21 protein-coding genes are annotated in these 19,931 nt (G+C 48.0%); 3 read left to right on the top strand and 18 right to left on the bottom strand.

The genetic code is table 11. The features are described 5' to 3' along the window. Positions 1–9 precede the first annotated feature (9 nt). From IRJ16_RS06645 to IRJ16_RS06630, 4 genes are all read right to left on the bottom strand, one after another. A complete protein-coding gene (locus IRJ16_RS06645) occupies positions 10–702 on the bottom strand; it encodes a methyltransferase domain-containing protein (RefSeq protein WP_194110742.1) in 693 nt (230 codons plus the stop codon). A gap of 200 nt (positions 703–902) precedes the next feature. Beyond that, positions 903–2,030 carry an NAD(P)/FAD-dependent oxidoreductase gene (locus tag IRJ16_RS06640; RefSeq protein ID WP_194110741.1) on the bottom strand — a complete coding sequence of 376 codons (1,128 nt, stop codon included), beginning with the start codon at positions 2,028–2,030 and terminating at the stop codon, positions 903–905. Then, entirely contained in the window at positions 2,027–3,148 is a 1,122-nt protein-coding gene (locus IRJ16_RS06635; protein WP_194110740.1) for a type III polyketide synthase, read from the bottom strand. The genes IRJ16_RS06640 and IRJ16_RS06635 overlap by 4 nt, the downstream gene beginning before the upstream one ends. 9 nt (positions 3,149–3,157) lie before the next feature. Further along, positions 3,158–3,694 carry a YceI family protein gene (locus tag IRJ16_RS06630; protein WP_194110739.1) on the bottom strand — a complete coding sequence of 179 codons (537 nt, stop codon included), beginning with the start codon at positions 3,692–3,694 and terminating at the stop codon, positions 3,158–3,160. 63 nt (positions 3,695–3,757) lie between these two features. On the opposite strand from IRJ16_RS06630, the gene IRJ16_RS06625 reads away from it, so the two are divergent. Together IRJ16_RS06625 and IRJ16_RS06620 are read left to right on the top strand one after the other, a co-directional pair. Then, positions 3,758–4,642 (top strand): UbiA family prenyltransferase, encoded by an 885-nt coding sequence (locus tag IRJ16_RS06625; protein ID WP_194110738.1) that lies wholly within the window; start codon positions 3,758–3,760, stop codon positions 4,640–4,642. A gap of 24 nt (positions 4,643–4,666) precedes the next feature. Next, positions 4,667–5,110: a hypothetical protein gene (locus IRJ16_RS06620; protein WP_194110737.1), complete on the top strand. Its 444-nt coding sequence runs from the start codon at positions 4,667–4,669 to the stop codon at positions 5,108–5,110. Positions 5,111–5,151: 41 nt separating this feature from the next. On the opposite strand, the gene IRJ16_RS06615 is transcribed toward IRJ16_RS06620, so the two are convergent. After that, positions 5,152–6,459 (bottom strand): carbohydrate porin, encoded by a 1,308-nt coding sequence (locus IRJ16_RS06615; RefSeq protein WP_194110736.1) that lies wholly within the window; start codon positions 6,457–6,459, stop codon positions 5,152–5,154. A gap of 183 nt (positions 6,460–6,642) precedes the next feature. On the opposite strand from IRJ16_RS06615, the gene IRJ16_RS06610 reads away from it, so the two are divergent. After that, positions 6,643–7,032, top strand: coding sequence for a hypothetical protein (locus IRJ16_RS06610; RefSeq protein ID WP_194110735.1), 390 nt, complete (start codon positions 6,643–6,645; stop codon positions 7,030–7,032). A 9-nt stretch (positions 7,033–7,041) separates the two neighbouring features. On the opposite strand, the gene IRJ16_RS06605 is transcribed toward IRJ16_RS06610, so the two are convergent. The 13 genes from IRJ16_RS06605 to IRJ16_RS06545 all read right to left on the bottom strand — a co-directional run bounded on the left by IRJ16_RS06605 (position 7,042) and on the right by IRJ16_RS06545 (position 19,883). Further along, complete coding sequence (locus IRJ16_RS06605; protein ID WP_194110734.1) at positions 7,042–8,097, bottom strand: HesA/MoeB/ThiF family protein; 1,056 nt, start codon at positions 8,095–8,097, stop codon at positions 7,042–7,044. Next, complete coding sequence (locus tag IRJ16_RS23115) at positions 8,097–9,260, bottom strand: NTP transferase domain-containing protein (protein ID WP_194110733.1); 1,164 nt, start codon at positions 9,258–9,260, stop codon at positions 8,097–8,099. Before IRJ16_RS23115 ends, IRJ16_RS06605 begins: the two co-directional genes overlap by 1 nt. Then, positions 9,241–9,717, bottom strand: a complete 477-nt coding sequence (gene moaC / locus IRJ16_RS06595; RefSeq protein WP_194110732.1) for a cyclic pyranopterin monophosphate synthase MoaC — start codon at positions 9,715–9,717, stop codon at positions 9,241–9,243. Before moaC ends, IRJ16_RS23115 begins: the two co-directional genes overlap by 20 nt. A 136-nt stretch (positions 9,718–9,853) precedes the next feature. After that, positions 9,854–10,684 carry a maleylpyruvate isomerase N-terminal domain-containing protein gene (locus IRJ16_RS06590; RefSeq protein WP_194110731.1) on the bottom strand — a complete coding sequence of 277 codons (831 nt, stop codon included), beginning with the start codon at positions 10,682–10,684 and terminating at the stop codon, positions 9,854–9,856. A 29-nt stretch (positions 10,685–10,713) separates the two neighbouring features. Next, positions 10,714–11,877 carry an MFS transporter gene (locus tag IRJ16_RS06585; RefSeq protein ID WP_194110730.1) on the bottom strand — a complete coding sequence of 388 codons (1,164 nt, stop codon included), beginning with the start codon at positions 11,875–11,877 and terminating at the stop codon, positions 10,714–10,716. A gap of 168 nt (positions 11,878–12,045) precedes the next feature. Then, positions 12,046–12,558, bottom strand: coding sequence for a phosphoribosyltransferase family protein (locus IRJ16_RS06580; RefSeq protein WP_194110729.1), 513 nt, complete (start codon positions 12,556–12,558; stop codon positions 12,046–12,048). 75 nt (positions 12,559–12,633) lie between these two features. After that, a complete protein-coding gene (locus tag IRJ16_RS06575; RefSeq protein ID WP_194110728.1) occupies positions 12,634–13,170 on the bottom strand; it encodes a hypothetical protein in 537 nt (178 codons plus the stop codon). A gap of 10 nt (positions 13,171–13,180) precedes the next feature. Further along, entirely contained in the window at positions 13,181–13,570 is a 390-nt protein-coding gene (locus IRJ16_RS06570; RefSeq protein WP_194110727.1) for a hypothetical protein, read from the bottom strand. A 173-nt stretch (positions 13,571–13,743) separates the two neighbouring features. After that, entirely contained in the window at positions 13,744–15,150 is a 1,407-nt protein-coding gene (rlmD, locus tag IRJ16_RS06565; protein WP_194110726.1) for a 23S rRNA (uracil(1939)-C(5))-methyltransferase RlmD, read from the bottom strand. Positions 15,151–15,438: 288 nt separating this feature from the next. Continuing rightward, entirely contained in the window at positions 15,439–16,152 is a 714-nt protein-coding gene (locus IRJ16_RS06560) for a GDSL-type esterase/lipase family protein (RefSeq protein ID WP_194110725.1), read from the bottom strand. 4 nt (positions 16,153–16,156) lie between these two features. Beyond that, the gene (gene glpT, locus IRJ16_RS06555) at positions 16,157–17,500 is read right to left on the bottom strand and encodes a glycerol-3-phosphate transporter (protein ID WP_194110724.1); all 1,344 of its coding nucleotides are present in this window, start codon (positions 17,498–17,500) and stop codon (positions 16,157–16,159) included. Positions 17,501–17,535: 35 nt separating this feature from the next. After that, on the bottom strand, positions 17,536–18,438 hold the full coding sequence (locus IRJ16_RS06550) for a glycerophosphodiester phosphodiesterase family protein (protein ID WP_194110723.1): 903 nt from the start codon (positions 18,436–18,438) through the stop codon (positions 17,536–17,538). Between the two features lie 29 nt (positions 18,439–18,467). Next, entirely contained in the window at positions 18,468–19,883 is a 1,416-nt protein-coding gene (locus IRJ16_RS06545; RefSeq protein ID WP_194110722.1) for a calcineurin-like phosphoesterase C-terminal domain-containing protein, read from the bottom strand. Between the last annotated feature and the right edge of the window lie 48 nt (positions 19,884–19,931).

Genomic DNA, 19,931 nt, shown 5'->3' with positions numbered 1-19,931 from the left:
GCTAATGTACTATTTATGGATAACTAACAGCCAACGGAAGGGCCAAACCCATGTTAATTTATAGTTATCAATTTGTGCTTTTTGGAGAAGAGAGATAATTTCGTGTTTTTTAAAGGCGCGCTTTACCGAGAGCGGCCCATCTACCCGAACCATTTTATTGCCGGTAATAGTATGAGTGATCAGCATTACCGCATAATACAAAACCCAATGCCGATGCAGATCGGTGAGGATCACTCCGCGTTTTGCGCTATCGTACATCTTACGGATCAGCCGCACCCATTCCTCATCATCAAAATGATGACTAAATAATCCGGAACACACGATATCGAATTGGTCCCTTTGCAATTCATCGCCCAATACATGGGCTTGGATATAGTTGATCTGTTGTCCATGGGTGTGTTGTTCCGCAAAACGGATCGCAGCGGGAGCCGCATCTACGCCGGTCAATTTTAAATTAAGACCATCCTGATCAGACCAGGTTCTTATCGCCGCCAAAGTATCGCCCCCACCACTGCCCCAATCGCTGATATGATCGCCTTTATTGACAGGAAAATTTTTGATCGATCTGATTACACTTTGATGCGCACCGAACCAGCGGTTCATTTTGGCTAAGCCATCCAAAACCGGATCTATCTCTGTTGATGGCAAGCCGAGGTCATCCATAACCTCGGGTTCGAAAGAGCGGTATTTGAGGTTGGGCATATCTGTTTAAAAATATTAAAGTGATGTTTTAGTCCTTGAAGACCAAGCTGTTTTCTTGATCCCTCCTCGGGGAGGGAGCGGGCAAGATAGTGCTGAAAAGGCAGGGAGGGGTTAGGCGGCTCTGCCTCACGGCTAACCCATCCCTGCGACCGCTATCCCCAATTCACCCCTCCCCGAGGAGGGATCTAGGAGCTTACCCATCATGCAAAAGGCTGACCATGTGATGTCCGGATCAAAAAGTTAGCTAAAAGCGGGACATGGTTTAGCATGCTAATGGTAAGTCCTGTCACGGCATCCCGACCAAACAGTCGGTGCATTTGCCTACCCGCCCAGAGGCGGTTAGCGAACTCTTTGTTCCAGGCTTGGGTGTATTCCTGTTCCATTTTATCGCGATGTTGCGCGTTAAATTTTCCGGGAAGGTAATTACGAACGACAGCCTCAGACAATAGCTTGCTCGAGTGTATGGCCATGGCCATGCCGTTGCCGCAAAGCGGGGCGATCATACCGGCAGTATCGCCGCTCATTAATATATGATGCTCTACAGGTGCTTTCTTTTCAAAGGATATCTCGTTGATCACTTCGGGTTTATCTAACAAGAACTCTGCTGTATCAAAGATCTTTTTTAGGTGCGGATTTTTGCAGATGACATTTTCCTCCAACGCTTGTAATGATCCATATTTCCGAAGATCGTCCCGATGGGCCAGGTAACACATACACCAGCGGTCGCCATCAACTTTGCTAACGCCACAATAGCCATCTTTGTAATTGTTTAATTGGATCAGGTCTTCGGGCAGATCCGCCTTAATATGAAATTTGACCGCTAAGAACGGGCTGCGTTTATAAAAGAAATCGCGCTTTAGTGTTTGATCCAGATTAGAGCGCTTGCCGTAAGATCCTATCACCAGCGGTGCTGTTAGCGTTTGCCCGGGGATGGTGACCTCAAAACGATCTTGAACAAAGCGGACATCCTCTACACGCATGTTTTGCATAAATTTTACGCCTGCGGCATGGGCGGTTTTATAGAGATAGTTATCCAGTGTATATCGGCTAACGCCAAACCCACCCAGATCCAATTGGGTATTAAAGCGTTTGCCGCCCGCGTTAGTTATCTCTAAACGGGTAATACGCGAGGGGTTCAGGCAATCCACGTCCAATCCCAACTTATCAAAAAAAGGCAATACCTCGTTACTGATATACTCCCCGCAAACGCGATGGAATGGATAAGTTTTCTTCTCGATGACCACCACCTGTAAACCAACTTTGTTAAGTTGGATAGCATTAAGCAAACCCGCTAAGCCGCCGCCAATGATCAGCACATCTGCCGTCATGCTAATTGAGTTTTCAGGATCATGCCCTCAACGGTCAATCCCGGACCAAAGGCAAAACCCAGTATCTGCTGATCGTTCTTAACGGTGTTTTGCAAAAGATCCTTCAGCACAAAAAGTATCGTGGCTGATGACATATTGCCATAACGTTGCAGTATACCGTAGGCAAAAGCGTTGCTTTCTTCGGGTAACTCCAAAGCTTCTTCTACCGCCTCTAATATTTTCCGACCTCCCGGATGGATGGCATAGGCTTGTATGTGCGATAAGTTAGCAATGCCCGCGCTTTGCAATAAGCGCTGGGTAATAGCCGGGATATGCGCTTTTATCTGCTTGGAAACTTTGCTGGTAAGCTTCATTTCAAAACCGGTATTGCCAACGTACCAGCCCATCTCACTGCGGGCCTGCGGTAAAAATTCGGAATAGAAATGGGAGAGGGCAAGGCGTGGGGCGCTGGGCGCAATGGCGATTTTTGTGTTCTCTACGAGTACGGCGGCCGCGCCATCACTAAAAAGCGAATTAGCCACCCAATTATCCAGCGTGTTCTCTTTTTGAAAATGCAGGGTGCAAAGCTCAACACTTACTACTAAAACTTTGGCATTAGCATCAGCGCGACAGATATAATCAGCGGTTTTCAAGCCGTTGACGGCGCCGTAGCAGCCCATAAAGTTAATGCAGGTACGCTCGATAGTGGTCTTCAGTCCGAGTTTTTCTACCAGATCGATATCCAGACCCGGCGCATACATGCCAGTACAACTCACCGTGACCAGGTGGGTGATCTGTTGCAGTGTCCCTTCAGGGTAGTTCTTCAAGCAATCCTTAACGGCATCAGCCGCTATGTTGGCCGCCTCTTTTTGATAGATCGCCATTCGCCCTGCTGTATCAATAAAGGGCTCGAGTGTGGCGGATGGGGAGAAAAATTCATACTCATCCATCTCGTCTGTCCCAAAATCGGGGATGACGGAGTAACGTGTCTCTATGCCGGAATGATCGTAGATACTTTTTAGCCGGGCGCGGTTATTTACATCCAGTCCGGATGCATCTGCCATGAACTGGTAAATCCTGCTTTGCGAAAATCTGTTTGCCGGATTTGCCGTTCCTATGGCGCTGATGCAACTCGTCATATATATTGTTTAACTCGTGGTAGTTTGTATGTCTAACTCGACCGTGATATCATTGCCCATCATGGCGCTTTTGCCTCCGACGCCAAAATCAAGGCGGTTCAGTTTAAATTTGCCCTTAAAATCGGCTTTGTTATCCGTAGCGACGTATGTAAAAGGCACTTCGATGGCTTTTGTTTTGTCTTTTATAGTTACGTTGAACACCCCGATAAAGTTGTTCGCGCCTTTACTTTTGAAAGATACCGACTTCATGGTGATCTTTGGGTATTTGGTCACATCAAAATATTCAGGTTTTTTAAGGTGACCATCGCGCATATCGTTTTCGGTGTTGATGCTATTGGCATCGGCGGTAGCAGTAATGGCACTCGCCTCTGGTTTGTCTTTACTGAAGTTGATATCGGCTTCTACCTTTTCGATCACGCCGCCGGTATTGAAGCCCATGTTCTTCAACTTGAACTCGACCGTGGCCTTGGTCAATGTATGTTTGGTTTGCGCGTCGGCCAAGCCAACGGCGAATGTTAACGCGATCAGCGCAAAAATTTGTTTCATGGTACTATTTTAATAAAAGAACTGAACGTATGTTTACTGTGTTAAGTATTTTACATTTATACGATGCAAATAAAACAACTGATCCCGACGCGCTCGGCCATAGCGCACCTGCGTTTCGTGTTCTCGTTGTTCCTGTTCCCGGTATTCCTGTTCGCGTTAAGTCAGACACCGCATGCCGATCAAAGTAAAGTTTGGCTGGTGTTTTTTATCTGGCATTTCCTGGCCTTCCCCGCAAGTAATGGTTATAACAGCTACTTCGACCGCGACGAACAAAGCATCGGCCTGTTAGAGCGGCCGCCGAAGGTAGACATCAGCCTGTATTATTTTTCCTTATTGATCGAAGCTTTAGCTTTCGGTCTGGGTTTCCTGATTAGCTGGCAATTCGCCCTGGCGGTTTTGATCTATGGCATCATGTCCAAACTATACAGCCACCCGGCCACAAGGTTAAAGAAGTATCCGATCATCAGCTTCCTGACGGTTTTCTTTTTTCAGGGGGCATTTATTTATTGGAGTACCTGGTCGGCCTTAAATACCGGCGATCTTTTTCAAGGCTGGGATAGCCGCTTTGTGATAGCAGGCGCGATATGTTCCTGCCTCATCGGCGCGTCGTATCCCTTAACACAAGTTTACCAGCACGAGGAAGACAGTAGCCGCGGCGACCGCACGCTGAGTTTACTGCTGGGATATAAAGGTTCGTTCATTTTCTCGGGTGCGCTGTTCGCGGGCGGCCTTGTGCTAATGTATCTTTTTTGGCGACCGACCGGCGACCTCTACTATTTCTATCAGTTCCTGATCTTGACCTTACCGATATTCCTTTACTTTAACTGGTGGTTTTACAAAGTTGGGCAGGATACCCGTCACGCTAATTTTAAAAATGCCATGCGGATGAATTTTTTAAGCGCGACCTGTATGATCGGATATTTTGGCTGGTTGGTACTTGCTGCTTAACCGCCGGCTGAATATATTTACCCTATGAATTGTAAGAACTGCGGGGCCACTATCGAACTGAATAACCCAATATGCGGATACTGCGGTACAAGTGTCAGCGATAAAGTGATCGTAGTTGCCGAGGCGACGAACTGCAATGATCTCCCCTCATCTGTAGGGACAACCATTACCGATAGTTACAAAGGGCAAAAACGCAAGATCAAGACCAAAGAATACCTCGGGGCATTTTGGCGGACCTACAAAGAAATAACCAAGGTCACAGCCGCCATGTGGGTGATCCTTTATTTTTATACCTGCAGCTTTCCCGACCGCACATCTAACATGAGCGCGCATAATAACATCCTGTTAAGCCCCATGGGTGAGACCAACTGGATCATCAGAGGATGCTTACTGATCATTGTGATACCGTTATTGCTTACGTGGCTGTATCTGAAAGACGATAGCAAATTTAATGTCCGCACTAAATAAGCCGGAAAGCATGCAGCGCCCGGGCTTGCCATCGCCCTAAATTAAAACTCCACGTGCACCCTTGCCGAAAACACATTCACCGGGCCGCGGTCTTTGTTATAAGCAGGGTTGGCAATAAACTGGTAACCAGGACTGATCCAGATCGCTTTTGATGCTCTTACCTTATAATACAATTCGCCGATCAGCTCGTGGCTGTAATTCAGTTGCCCATCACCAATAATAAAGCCGTAGCCGCCTGCAGCCAAATAATCTCGGTGTGGTGCAGAGAGGCCATTGGCTACAAAGGCTAAGCCCAGCTCATCGTCGGTGCGTTCCCATGATGTCCCTTTTAACACGCCGCCAAAACTTAGCGAGCGGTCTATCTCGGTAAAGTAAAAGGTCTCGGTCTTGCCGTCGTTCCAGCTTAGCTTGGCAAATACGCCAAGATCGTTAGTGATACTTTGCTCGGCATTTAGCCCGAAACCGAATTTGCGTTTGCCGTAATGCAGCAAGGTATCAACCACCGGCGCCGTAGGGTTGCGGTTGATCGCTGCGCGGTAGCTGCCCATTTTGCCGATATTCCTAAAACCCAGCACCCTGAAAGCGCCCGGCTTGCCGTTGATGTTGTAGCGTTTCTCAAATTCTAAAGTTTGCGTATTGGCCCTGCCGATCTTTTGATCCCAAATAGCGCCGTTGGCTTCGGTGGTACTCATGGTGAAGGCAAAGCGTAAGGTCCATGTGGGTTGGGCATATTCGGTATATAGACCCATTACGTAACCACGGGTATTGGCGGGATAATCCCAGGCGCCGTTACTCATCAAGCTCCAGTTCATAAATTGGGTACGCGGATCGTGGCTGTAACTGTTCTGGTCAAAATAGTCGGCCATGCCAAATTTGCCAATGGTGAAGCTGAAGTGGCGTTTGCTTAGCGTACCGGCCAATTGGTTGGCTTCGTCGGCAAGGGTGTCTTTTTCTGCGCCCCATTCAAAGTTTTGGGTGTAATATAAACGGGCGATGTATATCTTAGGTGCATCGCCACCTACTCGAAAAGTTTCACCGTTCGGAAATCCTGCTACACCCAATGTTTTACTAAAGCCGGCACCACCAGACATTTCGGGGTTAAAATATACCTGCGCGCCTTTCCACAACCGTGCACCGCCATAGAACGTGGTTGTAAGAGACGTAGCTGTTTCGGACAGATCCGACAGACTGTTCTGGCCCGAGTATTTGGCTGCAAAGCCGGGCTTGGTCTGCGTGATAATGGTCTGTTGAAAATGCAGGTTAAAGCGTTGTTGTTTAACGGTATCCTGCGCTGCGGCAAAATTCAATGCACCGCAAAGGGCCATCGATAAGATCAATAATTTTTTCATCGCTTAAGATCAATTAGGGGTTAAAGTTTTTAAGCATTGCAAACGTAAGCAGAAATTTTCTAATTAATTTCTAATAAGATATTTCGAGAGACTTATCTGCACCATATCGACTATCGATCTGAAACTATTACTTTCATGTAGCGAACCGTCGCCTTATGCCGTATCCTGATAAAATCGGCAATTATGAGATACCTTGTCATCATTCTGTTAGCAACCATATCAGTATCCTGCAAAAAGGAAGAATTACCCACCGATAATAAAGAGTTTGTAGGCACCTGGCGTGCGGCCTATGGCGTAGGTGGTGTGATCGGCAGTCGGCAACCGGTACCAAAAGATACTGTGATATTGTTCCAACTAAATGCGGATAACACTTACCGGAGCATCTACAATGGTCGCCTGCTTGCTAAAGGGAAGTATTGGATAGGACCAGGCCAGGATAACAGGAACAACGAGAAGATCATTATGTACGGTTTGGGTGGCTTTTCGCAAAGGATAGCGGTGCAGCATGACACCTTGTTTATTGGCCATATATACCCAACAGCCCCGGGTGTGATCTATGTGAGACAACGATAAACCGGATCGCTATTGAACATTGTATCCCCAGGCTTTCACGCCGCCCGCTAACGATGCAATATTTAAGTTAGGATACACCAGCTTTAACTGCTTCACCGCATTGGCACTGCGCTTGCCGATGGTGCAATATAATACCAAAGTTTTAGCCGGATCGGCATTAGCCAACTCTCGCTCCAATTTGTAGGCCGGGATATGTTTGCCGCCAATGTTATGGTCATCATGCTCGGCACTGCTGCGGATATCGATCAGTTCCATATCGCCGGATGACAGCCCCGTGCGGACCTGCTCAACTGTCAATACTTCCGGCACATCAGTTTTTGGCAATGCGGTGATGTTGGCGTTAGTGACACGACCGATCTTGATCACACGGCTCTGCATGGTTTGGGCATCCAGCGTCAATACCTTTCCGGCTAAAGGTTCGCCTGTGTTGGTGATCAGCTTAATTACTTCATTAGCCTGCATACAGCCGATCATTCCGGCAAGGGTAGGTATTACCCCACCATCGGTGCAATTAGGCACTTGCGTAGCATCTACGGCGGGGAACAGGTCGCGATAGTTGGGGCTTCGGGTGCCGTCGGTATTTAGGGCATTCCAAAGGGCTACCTGACCTTCAAATTGATAGATCGCCCCGTAAACTATCGGTTTACCCGATAATACAGCGGCATCGTTAAGCAGGTAACGGGTATCGAAATTATCGGTACAGTCCACTATGATATCGTAACCCGTGTATAGTTCCATCACGTTTTCCGCGCTCACATGCATCGGATGGGCGACGACCGCGATGCCCGGGTTTTGTGCCTGCAATTTGGCAGCCGCCACGATCACTTTTTTAAGGCCAACATCATTTGGTGTGTAAAGGATCTGTCGGTGCAGATTGCTCAAGCTAACGATATCCTCGTCAACTATGCCCAACGTGCCTATGCCCGATGCTGCCAAATATTGTGCAACCGGGCAACCCAAACCACCCATGCCCACAACAACCACTTTGGCTTGCGCCAATCGCTCCTGGGCTTGCTCGCCAAAACCGGGTAATGCTATCTGGCAACTATAACGGGAGGTATCCATTATGCGGTAGTTTTGTTTTTAAGGATGGCTTGTATCTGTTCGCGCTCCTCCGGGGTGTTAACATTAGTAAGGGCCTGCTGGTTTGGCGCTTGTAATACACGGGTATCGCTATTGATAAGCACCTTGCGCGGGCAGGAATAACCCTGCGCCAAAAACGACAGCAACACGGCGTAACTCTTAGGTTCCCAAATGGTGATCAACGGCTCGGGGAAATTTTGATAACTGCTTTGGAAAGCAGTGGCCACGGCCGATGTATCGCGGTTAGCTGTCAGGAAGTCGAGCGTGGTTCTGTCCAACAGTGGCAGATCGCAAGCGACTACCAGCCAGGCTTTCTCAGGCTGTTCGCGAAAGGCTGATAGTATCGCGCCGAACGGACCGAGGCCGGTAAAGGTATCTGTAAGGGTGTGATATTGCGGGTCGATATCCTGCTGCTGATCCGGGCGACAAGAGATAAAAACTTTATCGGTATAGTTCTTCAACAGGTCGGCCATGTGGTAGCGTTGCTCTTTACCATGCCAATTGATGCTGCCTTTATCCTCGCCCATGCGGGTACTTTTGCCCCCGGATAATACTAAGCCGTAAAGTTCGGGGCGACTCCTTTGCCATTCGGCTTTAAAAAATGAAGTGATCAGACCGATATCATTTAGCTTCAATACCGGGATATCCGCATGATCGGCGATCGCACCTTTTACAAAGTCAAAAACATCATTCTCGCCGTCTGCTAATAAGAATAGGCGCACATCGGTCAGTTGATCCAGACGTTTTTGCAGCGATGCTTTCTTCTTGCTATCGATGATCACCACCTGCTTTTGCCCACGGTGATGGTTGCCGTTGATAAGGATAAGATCCGTCGAATTGAAAAGCGCCCGGTTTTGGAAAGCATTCAATTCCCCGTTGTAATTAAACTGCTGCTGACCTTCCAATTCGGTATATTCCAAATAAGCCCCGGCCGCTAAACGTGCCGATGCGGGCGCAGGTTCATCGGCATGGACAGCGTCCACATAAGCCACTTTAGCTACCTTGTATAGTTCGGCAATAATGCCCTCTGCCAGTCTTTTAATATCACCGCAAGGTGCGCCGACAAAAGCCCACTCTTTACGGCCAAAGTTGCCATAAGCCGGGCGGATCAATGCGGTATGTTTACTATGCTTTTTTAAAGTCACGTTTGCCTCCTGTTTTGGCCATTAGTTTGGTCTCTTTGATCACAATATCGTGGCTCATGGCTTTGCACATGTCGTAGATGGTGAGGGCGGCCAGGCTTGCCCCTACCAGAGCCTCCATCTCAACACCTGTTTTAGCGGTGATGCTTGCCGTGCAATCTATTACCACTTCCTGATCGTCGTTCAGGCTGATATCAACATCGCAATTATCCAGCCCAAGCGGGTGGCACAGCGGGATCAACTCCCCAGTTCTTTTAGCAGCCATGATCCCGGCAATGATCGCGATCTGGAACACCGATCCTTTTTTTGTTTGCAGGTGGCCGTCGGTCAGCTGTGCTAATACCTCGGGCGGTAATACCACAATACTTCGTGCGGTGGCCGTTCGTTTAGTAATGGTTTTTTCGCCCACGTTGACCATGCTGGGGTTGCCTTTATTATCTAAATGAGTTAATGATCCCATGTTGTTGTTCTATTTATTGCAGTCCGGGCAAATTCCGTCATCGCGTCTTCAGATCCTCCGTTTAGTCGGCATTGAATATATTGACGCCGCTCAAACTCTTTGGCAGTCGCAAATTCGCTATAGTATTTATAAAAGATCAGGCCATTACCGATACCATATCCAATACCTTCATCGCTAACCGCTGGTCACCAGTTAAAACAACTTCAGCACTTACATCAGCAGGCCGCACGCTCTTACTGAACAACTTCCAGGTGATGTAAGCCGGTATGCTGACCGATGCGGATATCGACGCTTCATTAACACCATCAACCAAAGCCCAGTTTTGACCCTGCTTTTGCAAATACCAATCGCCACCTGCATCGCCGGGGATACTGACCTTGATCGTTGTGCCGTCCACCGCATCCACATCCTTAAAAGTAAAAGGTAAGGCGCGGAAAAAGGTATCTATCATAGGGTAAAAGAACTCGCGGGTAAGAATACTGTCGCGGCCCGTAGCCTCGCGGATCTGCTGCTGATGGTGCCATTTTTCGGTGTACTCACGCGCCAAATGCATCCAGTTCAGGCTTTGCTCTTCTCCCGCCCAACTTACGGCAAAGATCGCCTCTGCATCCGGATCCAGCGACTCATAATATCGGGTCGTAGCGTCATTGGTAGCTTTGTGCAACAAGATCAACACGTCCGGACTAATGCGCTTATTAGCCTTCACCCAATCGGCATTAAGGCCGTTCAGCCAGGCCACCAGGTCGGTGTAGCCGTTTATTTGAGGTGGGGGTTCGCCAAAATATTTGTCGCGCTGGATGGATAGCGTGCGGATATTGCCGTCCAGTAAATGCGCTACTACGTCCTTCACGGTCCAAAGTTTGGCTACGGTAGGTTTGTGCCAATCTTCTGGACTAAGCTGCTCTAATAACTGGATCAGCAGGTCGTCCAGCGGTTTAAAAAGATGTCGTACTTCTATGCGTTCCATAGGGTGAAGATGTTCCGTAAAGATAAGGATCATTTTGCTTGCGCGGATGGTTTTAGTAACGCCAACAAGCCCAAAGCCGGACCAATAGCCAACAGCATGAATACAAAAATACTATCGCTGCTTTGGGCCACCATGCTGATCAATTGTATGCTGACGATGGTGATGGCAAAACCTACGCAGTTGACAATGGTAAGCGATGTCCCCCTAAACTCGGGCGGCGCATGTTGGGCCACCAGTGTTGAGAACAAGGGCGAATCGGCCGTGCCCGCCGCGCCCCAGATCAGCATTAAGGCGATGAACACCCACACCGTTTGGCAAGTGATCATCAAGGGTGATAACAAACAGCACAGTCCAGAAATGGCCAATGCCCAGGTAGCAATACGTTTAGTACCGAACTTTCCTGATAGTAAACCGCCCACCGCGCAGGATACACCACCAATAGCCATCACCACAAACGACAACAGCGGAACATTGAAATCCGCGAAAGCCTTTGCATAATTACCAATGATCACCGGGACGAACAGCCAGAACGTGTACAACTCCCACATGTGCCCAAAGTAACCAAAAGCCGCAGCACGGAATTGCGGGTTACGGAAACCCTGCATAAACCCGTTCAGCACCAATTTTTGACCAGGTTTGCGATAAGGACCGTCGGGCACTAATAGCAGCATGGCCAAACCACCGGTCACGGTCAGTAAGGATGTGGTGCAGATGGCGTATTGCCAGGGCAATTTAAATAAACCCGACCTAAGCAAATGCGGAAAGGCCGAGCCAACAACCAAAGCCCCCACCAAAAAACCCAACGACTTGCCCAAGCCTTGCTGATAGTGATCGGCAGCGATCTTCATCCCCACCGGATAGATCCCCGCCAGGAAAAAGCCTACCAAAAAACGCACGATCATTAAAACGGTGATGCCTGCGCCCGGTATCACCATGCCCAAATTGGCCGCCGCCGCAATGATCGCACAGGTAAAGAAAACCTTAACAGGCGAAAACCGATCGGCAATACTCAACAAGGCAAACACCAGCGTACCGCTAATGAACCCGAACTGTACCATACTGGTAAGGTTGGCCAATAACGCCGGCGAAACGTTCAAGCTGCCAACAATATCGCCCATTACAGCATTACCCGCAAACCATAAGGAGGTGCAAAAGAATTGGGAAATGACGATGGTAGGCAGTATGCGTTTCATGTTGGATCTGGCAAAGATATATCAACGCGTGTCCTGAATGCTATCAAGGAACTTTACGATAAATATTTCGGACCAGCTAATTACCTTGCATTGTAGCAAAGGTCTTTCGTTCCACATAGTGACAAACCGGCTTTGTCTTCGCGGTCCACCCGGCTTTCGGGCCAATATCTACCTCATATACACCTCATCAGCATCACCATACTCGGTCAACACCACTTCAATGTGTTCTTTAAGAACAGTAGATAGGGCTACACCTGCATAGTCGGTAGTGATAGGGAAGCTTTTGTGGTTACGGTCGACCAATACCACGGTACGCAGTTTTTTTAATGGGAGGTCCAAAAATACGCCGAAGCCGTAGGCCAGTGTCTTACCGCTGTTCAATACATCATCTACCAAGATCACTACTTTGTTGGCGCAGATCTGTAGCGGGGTATCGGTCTTAGCCTCTAAGTGGGTGCTTTCTTTTTGCAGTTCGATATTGATCTGGGTGATCTGCAGGTGCGAGATGCTCTCTAATATTGCCTTTAATCGCGACGCGATAAAGTTACCACGTGGCTGGATACCGGCAATGATCAGCTCTGTCTCCTCAAAATTATCTTCTAATATCTGGTAAGCGATACGGTCGAGCTTTTGCTGGATCTGTTGGGCGGATAATATCGGTATGCGTTTAGTATCGGGCATGTGGTATTGAAGTTGAAATGTTGTAAAGTTACAAAGTTGAAAAGTTAAAAAAGCAGAACTTTAAAACATTCCGATCTATTCTTCCCTTGGCTCCCAATCGTCCTTTACAAAAAACATATTGCCATAATACCTGGACCCAAAAACATAGTGGAACGATGGTTTATTTACGTATAATGTAGGGTTGCTGTATAAAATGTGATGGGCCGGCTGCGGCATAACGATCTTTAAGCGGGGGTGATGATAGCTCTCTGCAAAGGAAAAACTGCCGGTATCGGTCCTAATAATGCGCGTTTTATCTGTGATATGAAATAATATCTTATTGTCTTTGGTCAGCTCAAAGCGATAATGATTATACTGCCAATTGGCTTGTCCACCCGGGAATTTAAAACGGTCGATCACGTATTGACCATACACATCGCTTTTGCCCACGTCCCGGTAAACATCCCAGGCAATAGCTAACCCACCCAGAATACAGATGGAAAAGAAACCGCCCCAAATTCCCATCAGGAGTTTCCCGGCTGTTCTGCCATGACCCAAAAGGGCAAGGATCCCCGACACCGCCGTGATCACTAACAGCAACAAAAAGAACGGGAACATGAACAGGCCGTACATCGGTCAGCTACTATTCTTTTCCGTAAGGGAAAAATACAAAATTCGCCCCCTCCGGTACGATCACAAACACGCACATGTGGTCATGCGGATCTTTGTAGGTATCCAGAAAACGCTCCCGCAGTTCTTTTTTGATGATGCCGCGATCGATAAATTCTTCCAGCATGCTTACATTAATATTCCAGTCAGTGTTCAGGTCTTCTTTTTGCATCACCGGTTCGCCCAAAGCAACCTCGTGCTGGTGCGCCACAAATATGGGGTAACGGGATAAGCCCTCCACCATGATCTCGACCGCTATCTCGCGCAGCGATTCGCTGTATAAACGCAGGTCTACCTCTAAACTCCGTAGCGGACTTTCCTTTTTTGGACCATTCTGGTCAAATAATAATTCTTCGGGATCCATACCTCAATATATTGAAAGATGTGTCATGGTGAGCTTGTCGAACCATTGTGTATATGCATATCAACGATGCATGGTGGTAAGCCCAACACACGCCCTTCGACAGGCTCAGGGTGACATCCTTATTTCTTCTAATTTAACTGTCCACCGGTTATTGATCACCAGTTAACCGATCACTACCCTCTCAACTCCAGCAACACCACATTCTCCACATGCTGTGTATGGGGGAACATGTCTACCGGTTGTATCTTAGTTACATTATATTTCTCTTTTAATACTAACAGATCGCGTGCCTGTGTGGCGGCGTTGCAACTCACATAGACAACTTTGGGCGCTTCCATTTCCATTAGGCGGGCCACTACATCGGCATGCATACCGGCACGTGGCGGATCGGTGATCACTACGTCGGGCTTGCCGTGCTCGGCTATAAATTCGGCGTTCAGCACGTCCTTCATATCGCCGGCATAAAATTTAGTGTTGGTGATATTGTTAATGCCCGAATTGATCTTAGCATCCTCTATCGCAGATGGTACGTATTCTACACCCACCACTTCGCGCACGCTGCCTGCCACAAAGTTGGCAATGGTACCGGCGCCGGTGTAAAGGTCATACACAAGCTCATCGCCTTTAAAGCCGGCAAAATCGCGGGTGATCTCGTATAGTTTTAAGGCCTGTATCGAATTGGTTTGATAGAAAGATTTTGGCCCGATACGGAACTTGATGCCGTTCATTTCTTCGTGAATGTATTCCGGTCCGCGCCAAACCAATACGTCCTGATCAAAAATGGTATCGTTCTTTTTGTGGTTAAGGATGTATAATAACGATGTGATCTGCGGGAAATCTTTATTAATGAAATTCATCAGCAGGTCAATCTCTTCTTGCGACGCGAAAGCGAACACAACGATCACCATCAACTCGCCCGTGGTCGATGTACGGATGATCAGGTTACGTAAAGAACCCGTATGCGCCTTGATGCCATAATAGCTAATGCCGTTTTGCTTGGCAAAATTATTAATACTATTACGCAATTGGTTAGACGGATCTGCCTGCAAGTAGCAGTGGTTCACATCCAATATCTTATCAAAACGGCCGGGGATGTGGAAACCAAGAGCGTTCATATTCAATTGCTCATCTTCACGGTTCTCGCCGTCGTATAACCAACGTTTATCCGAAAAGGTGAACTCCAGCTTATTGCGATAATACCTATCCTGGGGCGATGGTACGATCGGCAGCATATGGTCAACCTCCAGCTTAGCTAAACGGGTAAGCGCGTCGTGAACGGCTTTTTGTTTAAATTGCAGTTGGGCATCATACGTCATATGTTGCCATTTGCAGCCGCCGCAAGTACCAAAATGCTCGCAGAAAGGTAACGTGCGGTGCTGGGACGGTGTTTTTAATTCCTTGATCTTGCCCTCGCCAAATTTCTTCTTTTTACGGTATACCTCCACATCAACCACATCACCGGGAACAGCTTTCTCTACAAAAAGCACCAGGTCGTCGGTCTTGCCAACGCCTTTGCCTTCCTCGGCAATATCAATAATGCTTACGTTCTCATACACACGGTTAGGGGACTTACTTCTCATTACCGCAAAGGTACGGGTAATTTGCTTATGCGCAAACGGGGAGCGTGCCGACAGAGACGCTTACCCCTTATCAAAGACAGTGCTTTAGCACGGCCAGTGGTTTTCCCCTAATTTTAGGGGAATGAAATGGCAATGCAATTTGCAGTAGCTTTGATAAGGGGTAAAACATCCAGAGTAAGGCATAAAGAAAGAAGCATAAAGTACACAAAGCCATGTACATTTGATTATGGATAGCTTTGTGTCCTTTGTGAAAACCTCTGTGTCCTTTGTGGTTAAATGATCGCCGAACTATTTCAAATAACCACCATCTGCAAATATTTTCACCCATGGCTGATAACCAGCGGCATTAGGGTGCAAGCCATCATCCGTCCACTCCGCTTTTAGGTGGCCCTCGCCATCCAAAAAATGCGGATACAGGTCTATGATGGTTACGTTTTTGCCTTTCAGTTTCTTGATCGCCTCGTTGATCGCAAGTATGTGCTCGTCCTTGCCGTAATGGTTAGGGAACTTACCGAACGATGCATTAACAGGCAATATGGTATTAAAATAGATCTGTGTGTTAGGCGAACCTTTGCGGATGCGATCCACCATGCGTTTATGGTTACGGATGATCAGGCTGTCAGGGATATTGCGCGATATATCGTTAATGCCGATGAGGATAAAGACCTTTTTTGGCTTACCGGCGATCACATCGTCCAATCTATCCAGAATACCAAAAGTTATATCAGCGGATATGCCACGGTTACGGGCATGTGGTTCGTTAAGCAAGGTCGCCCATTTGCCACGGGCGGTGATGCTGTTACCCAAGAATACCACATCTGTTGATGTAACAGGATGCGCCTTGAATGATGCCAAGCTGTCGGCAGTGATCTTTGGGCGATAGGTACTATCCCAAACGCCTTTAGGATAAATAGCTGGTGGTTTGGCCGCTGGTGTAGTTTGCGCAAAGCTATTGGCCGATAAAGCCAGTAAACAGGTTAGCGTCAGGAATGTATTTTTCATGATCTTAAGCATTGGTCAGCAAATTGGCCTTCTCCCTGTTCCAGGTTAGGGCGGTGAAAAATATCGACAACACACAGGCACCGATGATCACATAGAACGAAGCATCCCAACCGTAGTGGTCCAGCACTTGACCAATGGCGATGTTGGCCAGCAAAGCGCTGCCCATGTAGCCAAAGAAGCCTGTTAAACCGGCTGCTGTTCCTGCCGCTTTTTTAGGGACCAGATCCAGGGCTTGCACACCGATAAGCATTACCGGGCCGTAGATCAAAAAACCAATGGCGATCAGCGCGGTGTTGGCAATAGCCAAGTTACCTTCGGGGCATTGCCAGTACGTTACCACGGCCACAATGATCAGCAGCATATAGATGATAATGGTGGGTGCGCGTCGCCCGCGAAAAACTTTATCGCTCAGCCAGCCGCAGATGAGCGTGCCTGGGATGCCTGCTATCTCAAAATAAGAATACGACCAGCTGATCTGTTTCGGGTCGAAGTGTTTTACCTCGGTCATGTACGTTGGCGCCCAATCCTGGATGCCCTGGCGGATGAGGTAAACAAACGCATTAGCAAAGGCGATATACCACAGCAAACGGTTATTAAATACAAAGTTGAAAAAGATCTGCCTCGAGGTCAGTTCCTTCTCGTGCTCGGCAGAGTAGTTCTTAGGGTAGTCGTTACGGTACTCCTCCACAGGTGGCAAGCCTACCGATTGCGGCGTATCCCTGATCAGCAGAAAAGCGATCAGCGCGAAACCTAAGGCTACAAAGCCGGGCAGGTAAAGTTTGCTTTGCCAAGTGGCAAAAATGATGAGCGCTACATAAGCCACCGCGCCCATCAGCGCGCCGCCTACGTTGTGCGCGCAATTCCAGATAGACATGGTACGGCCACGCTCGCGGGTGGAGAACCAGTGAACAACCACCCTACCGCAAGGCGCCCAACCCATCCCCTGGAACCAGCCGTTGATCAACAGGATAGCGAACATGATAAACACCGATGACGTAGCCCAGCTCATGGTACCCATCACGATCATACAAAGGGCCGACAACACCAGGCCGATGCTCAGAAAATACCGCGCGTTGCTCCTGTCGGATACATTACCCATCAAAAACTTACTCAAACCGTAGGCTATGCCACCTGCCGATAGTGCCAAGCCCAGCTCGGCCTTAGTATAGCCCTCTTTGATCAGGTCGGGCATTACGAGCGAGAAATTCTTGCGCACTAAATAATAGCCTGCATAGCCTAAAAATATACCGGCGAAAACCTGCCAGCGCATGGCTTTATACTTGGCATCAACTTCGGTTGGGGGCAGCAATTCCCTGTGCGCCGCGGGCGCGAATATTTTTTTTTTCATTAAATTCGGTTATATAATTGGTCTCTCTTCTTTGTTTACTGCAGCAGGTTAGGATAGTCGGTAATGATCCCGTCAACGCCCATCGCTTTCAGGTTATCGATATCCGCCTTGGTGTTCACCGTCCATGGCAAAATTTTAATGCCCCGGTCGTGGCATTCTTTTATTACCTCGGCCGTCACCATTTTATAATTCGGACTGTAGATGTAGGGTTTGTAACCCAACTCGGTCAGGTTCTCGGCCGTGGTTTTCTTGTTATCTACCAGCCATGATGTCCGCACGTTAGGGAATTTTTTGTTGATGATCTGGATGGTACGTTTATCAAACGATTGGATCACCGTATAAGGCAAAATACCTTTAGCCGTCAAGATATCCATGGTTAGTTTTACAAAGGTCTCCGCATCGGGGTTTACTGTACCATCACCGGCCGCGCTGCTTTTTGTCTCGATATTGTAGAACACCTGCTTTTTGCCGGTGCTTTTCAAATATGCCTGTACCTCGTCTATCAGATCGCCTAACAGCGGCATGCTTACCTTCATCTTCTTCTGCTCGGGAAACTTGCTATAAGGCTTGCTGCCGACATCGAACTTAGCGATCTCGGCATAGGTCATCTTATAAAGCACATACTTTTTAGCATCCTCTTTCGGGATCTCGGCACCATCCGGCGTTAACGAGAACAGCGGGTTCACATACTCATCGTGCGATACGATGACCTTGCCGTCGCCGGTAATATGCAGGTCCATCTCAATGGTCTCCATACCCAGATCAATAGCATGTTTCATCGCGGCTATGGTATTTTCAGGCATCAAACCGCGACCGCCACGATGGGCTTCCCTATCGAATTTAGGGTAAGGCGCGTTCTCTTTCACCAATGCTTTTTGGGCGCTGCAACTTGCCGATACAGACAAGGCCAGGGCAACCATATAAACCGAATTTCTCATGGTGTTCATCATCATCATTATTAAAACAATTAAACGGCTAACTCACTCTCGTACTTGCGGCCAAACCGGTCGGTAGCAACTACTTCTATTTTTTTAGCATTGGCATCCAAATGCGCAATAAAAAGGTGGTCGGTCTTTCGGGGCTCTACAAAGTAGCGGCCCTTCTCCGGCATTTTATCGCCCATGTAAAGCTTAACGGCTAAGGGGTCCATGCCTTTTTGGTTCTCCATTACGCCTTTAGCTGCGCCGTCAACCCAATACTCAACTTTCCATTGCTCGTCCCAATCCCAAACGTTGGCTATTACGCGTTTTTGGTTGGTCAGGTCATCGGCATACAAAGCCATTTGGTAATTGCGGTCTTGCCCGGTAGATTTGTAGTGCCATTTCAGATCTGTTCCATCTACATTGTAAACACCATAACCGCGTGGCGTACCATCTTCGCAAACCGGACCGGTCCACCAGGCGCCGCAAACGGTACCGTGGTTATGCTCGTAAATATTTGGCGCTATCTGCACATTGCGGTGATAATGCGTATGGCCCGACAGGATATGTACTTGCTTAAACGGTTCAAGCAATTTATACAGATCGGTATTGTTCTTCACCGCGTTATGCACCGGTATGTGCAGGCAAAGCAAGATCAGCGTGTCTTTAGCTACCGTCGCCAGATCCTTTTTAAGCCATTCCATCTGCTGGTCCACAATGTAGCCATCGTACTCGCGCTCTTTGCCCAGGTAGCGCACATCATCTAAAACAATGTAATGTGCCTTACCCCGGTTGAAAGAGTAATAAGTTGGCCCAAAATTAGCTTTAAAGGTCTTGTCAGATGTTTCGTCGCCGCCCTGGCGGTAGTCCTCGTCGTGGTTGCCTAAAGCCTGAAAGAAGGGGATATCCATAGTGGTCACCGCCTTTTTATAATCCTTGAACATCTCCAAACCATCCCAAACCAGATCGCCTACGCAAATGCCGTGTACATGCTCGCCTTTCATGGTCTTCAGTACGTCCTGTACATCGGGGACCGATGTGGTCATCATCTGCTCCACATCCTTAGCGTTCTTCACTTGCGGATCGGCCCAAAGGATGAAATTGTGCTTGTCGTCATTCTTACCTAATGCCTTCAATTCAAAATCAAATTTCGAAGCTTCTTTTAACGGATGGTAGAACTTAGCCACCTTATCCTCATGCGGGAAATCGTAACCGGCGGGCACGCTGATGTAAACAAACTCGGCACGGTCATCGGTCTTAATGTTGTAAGCACCTTTGTTATCGGTTTTCACTACGCTGTAACCATCGGTCACATACACACCAGCCAGGCCTTTGCCGGTTGCGGTCACTTTACCGCTTACGGTACCTACCGATGATAGCGCATACAGCACATTGCTTTTGAAAGACAAGGCGATACCGCCCGTAGCGATCATCACTTTTTTAATAAAGGATCTGCGTTCCATTTTTTTGAGATAGAGAGGGGGAAAGGAAATATTTTAAAAAAAATAATT

This window comes from Mucilaginibacter myungsuensis, from assembly GCF_015222005.1.
In the GTDB taxonomy this organism is placed as follows: Bacteria; Bacteroidota; Bacteroidia; order Sphingobacteriales; family Sphingobacteriaceae; genus Mucilaginibacter; species Mucilaginibacter myungsuensis.
This window is presented reverse-complemented; position numbering and strand designations above follow the sequence as displayed.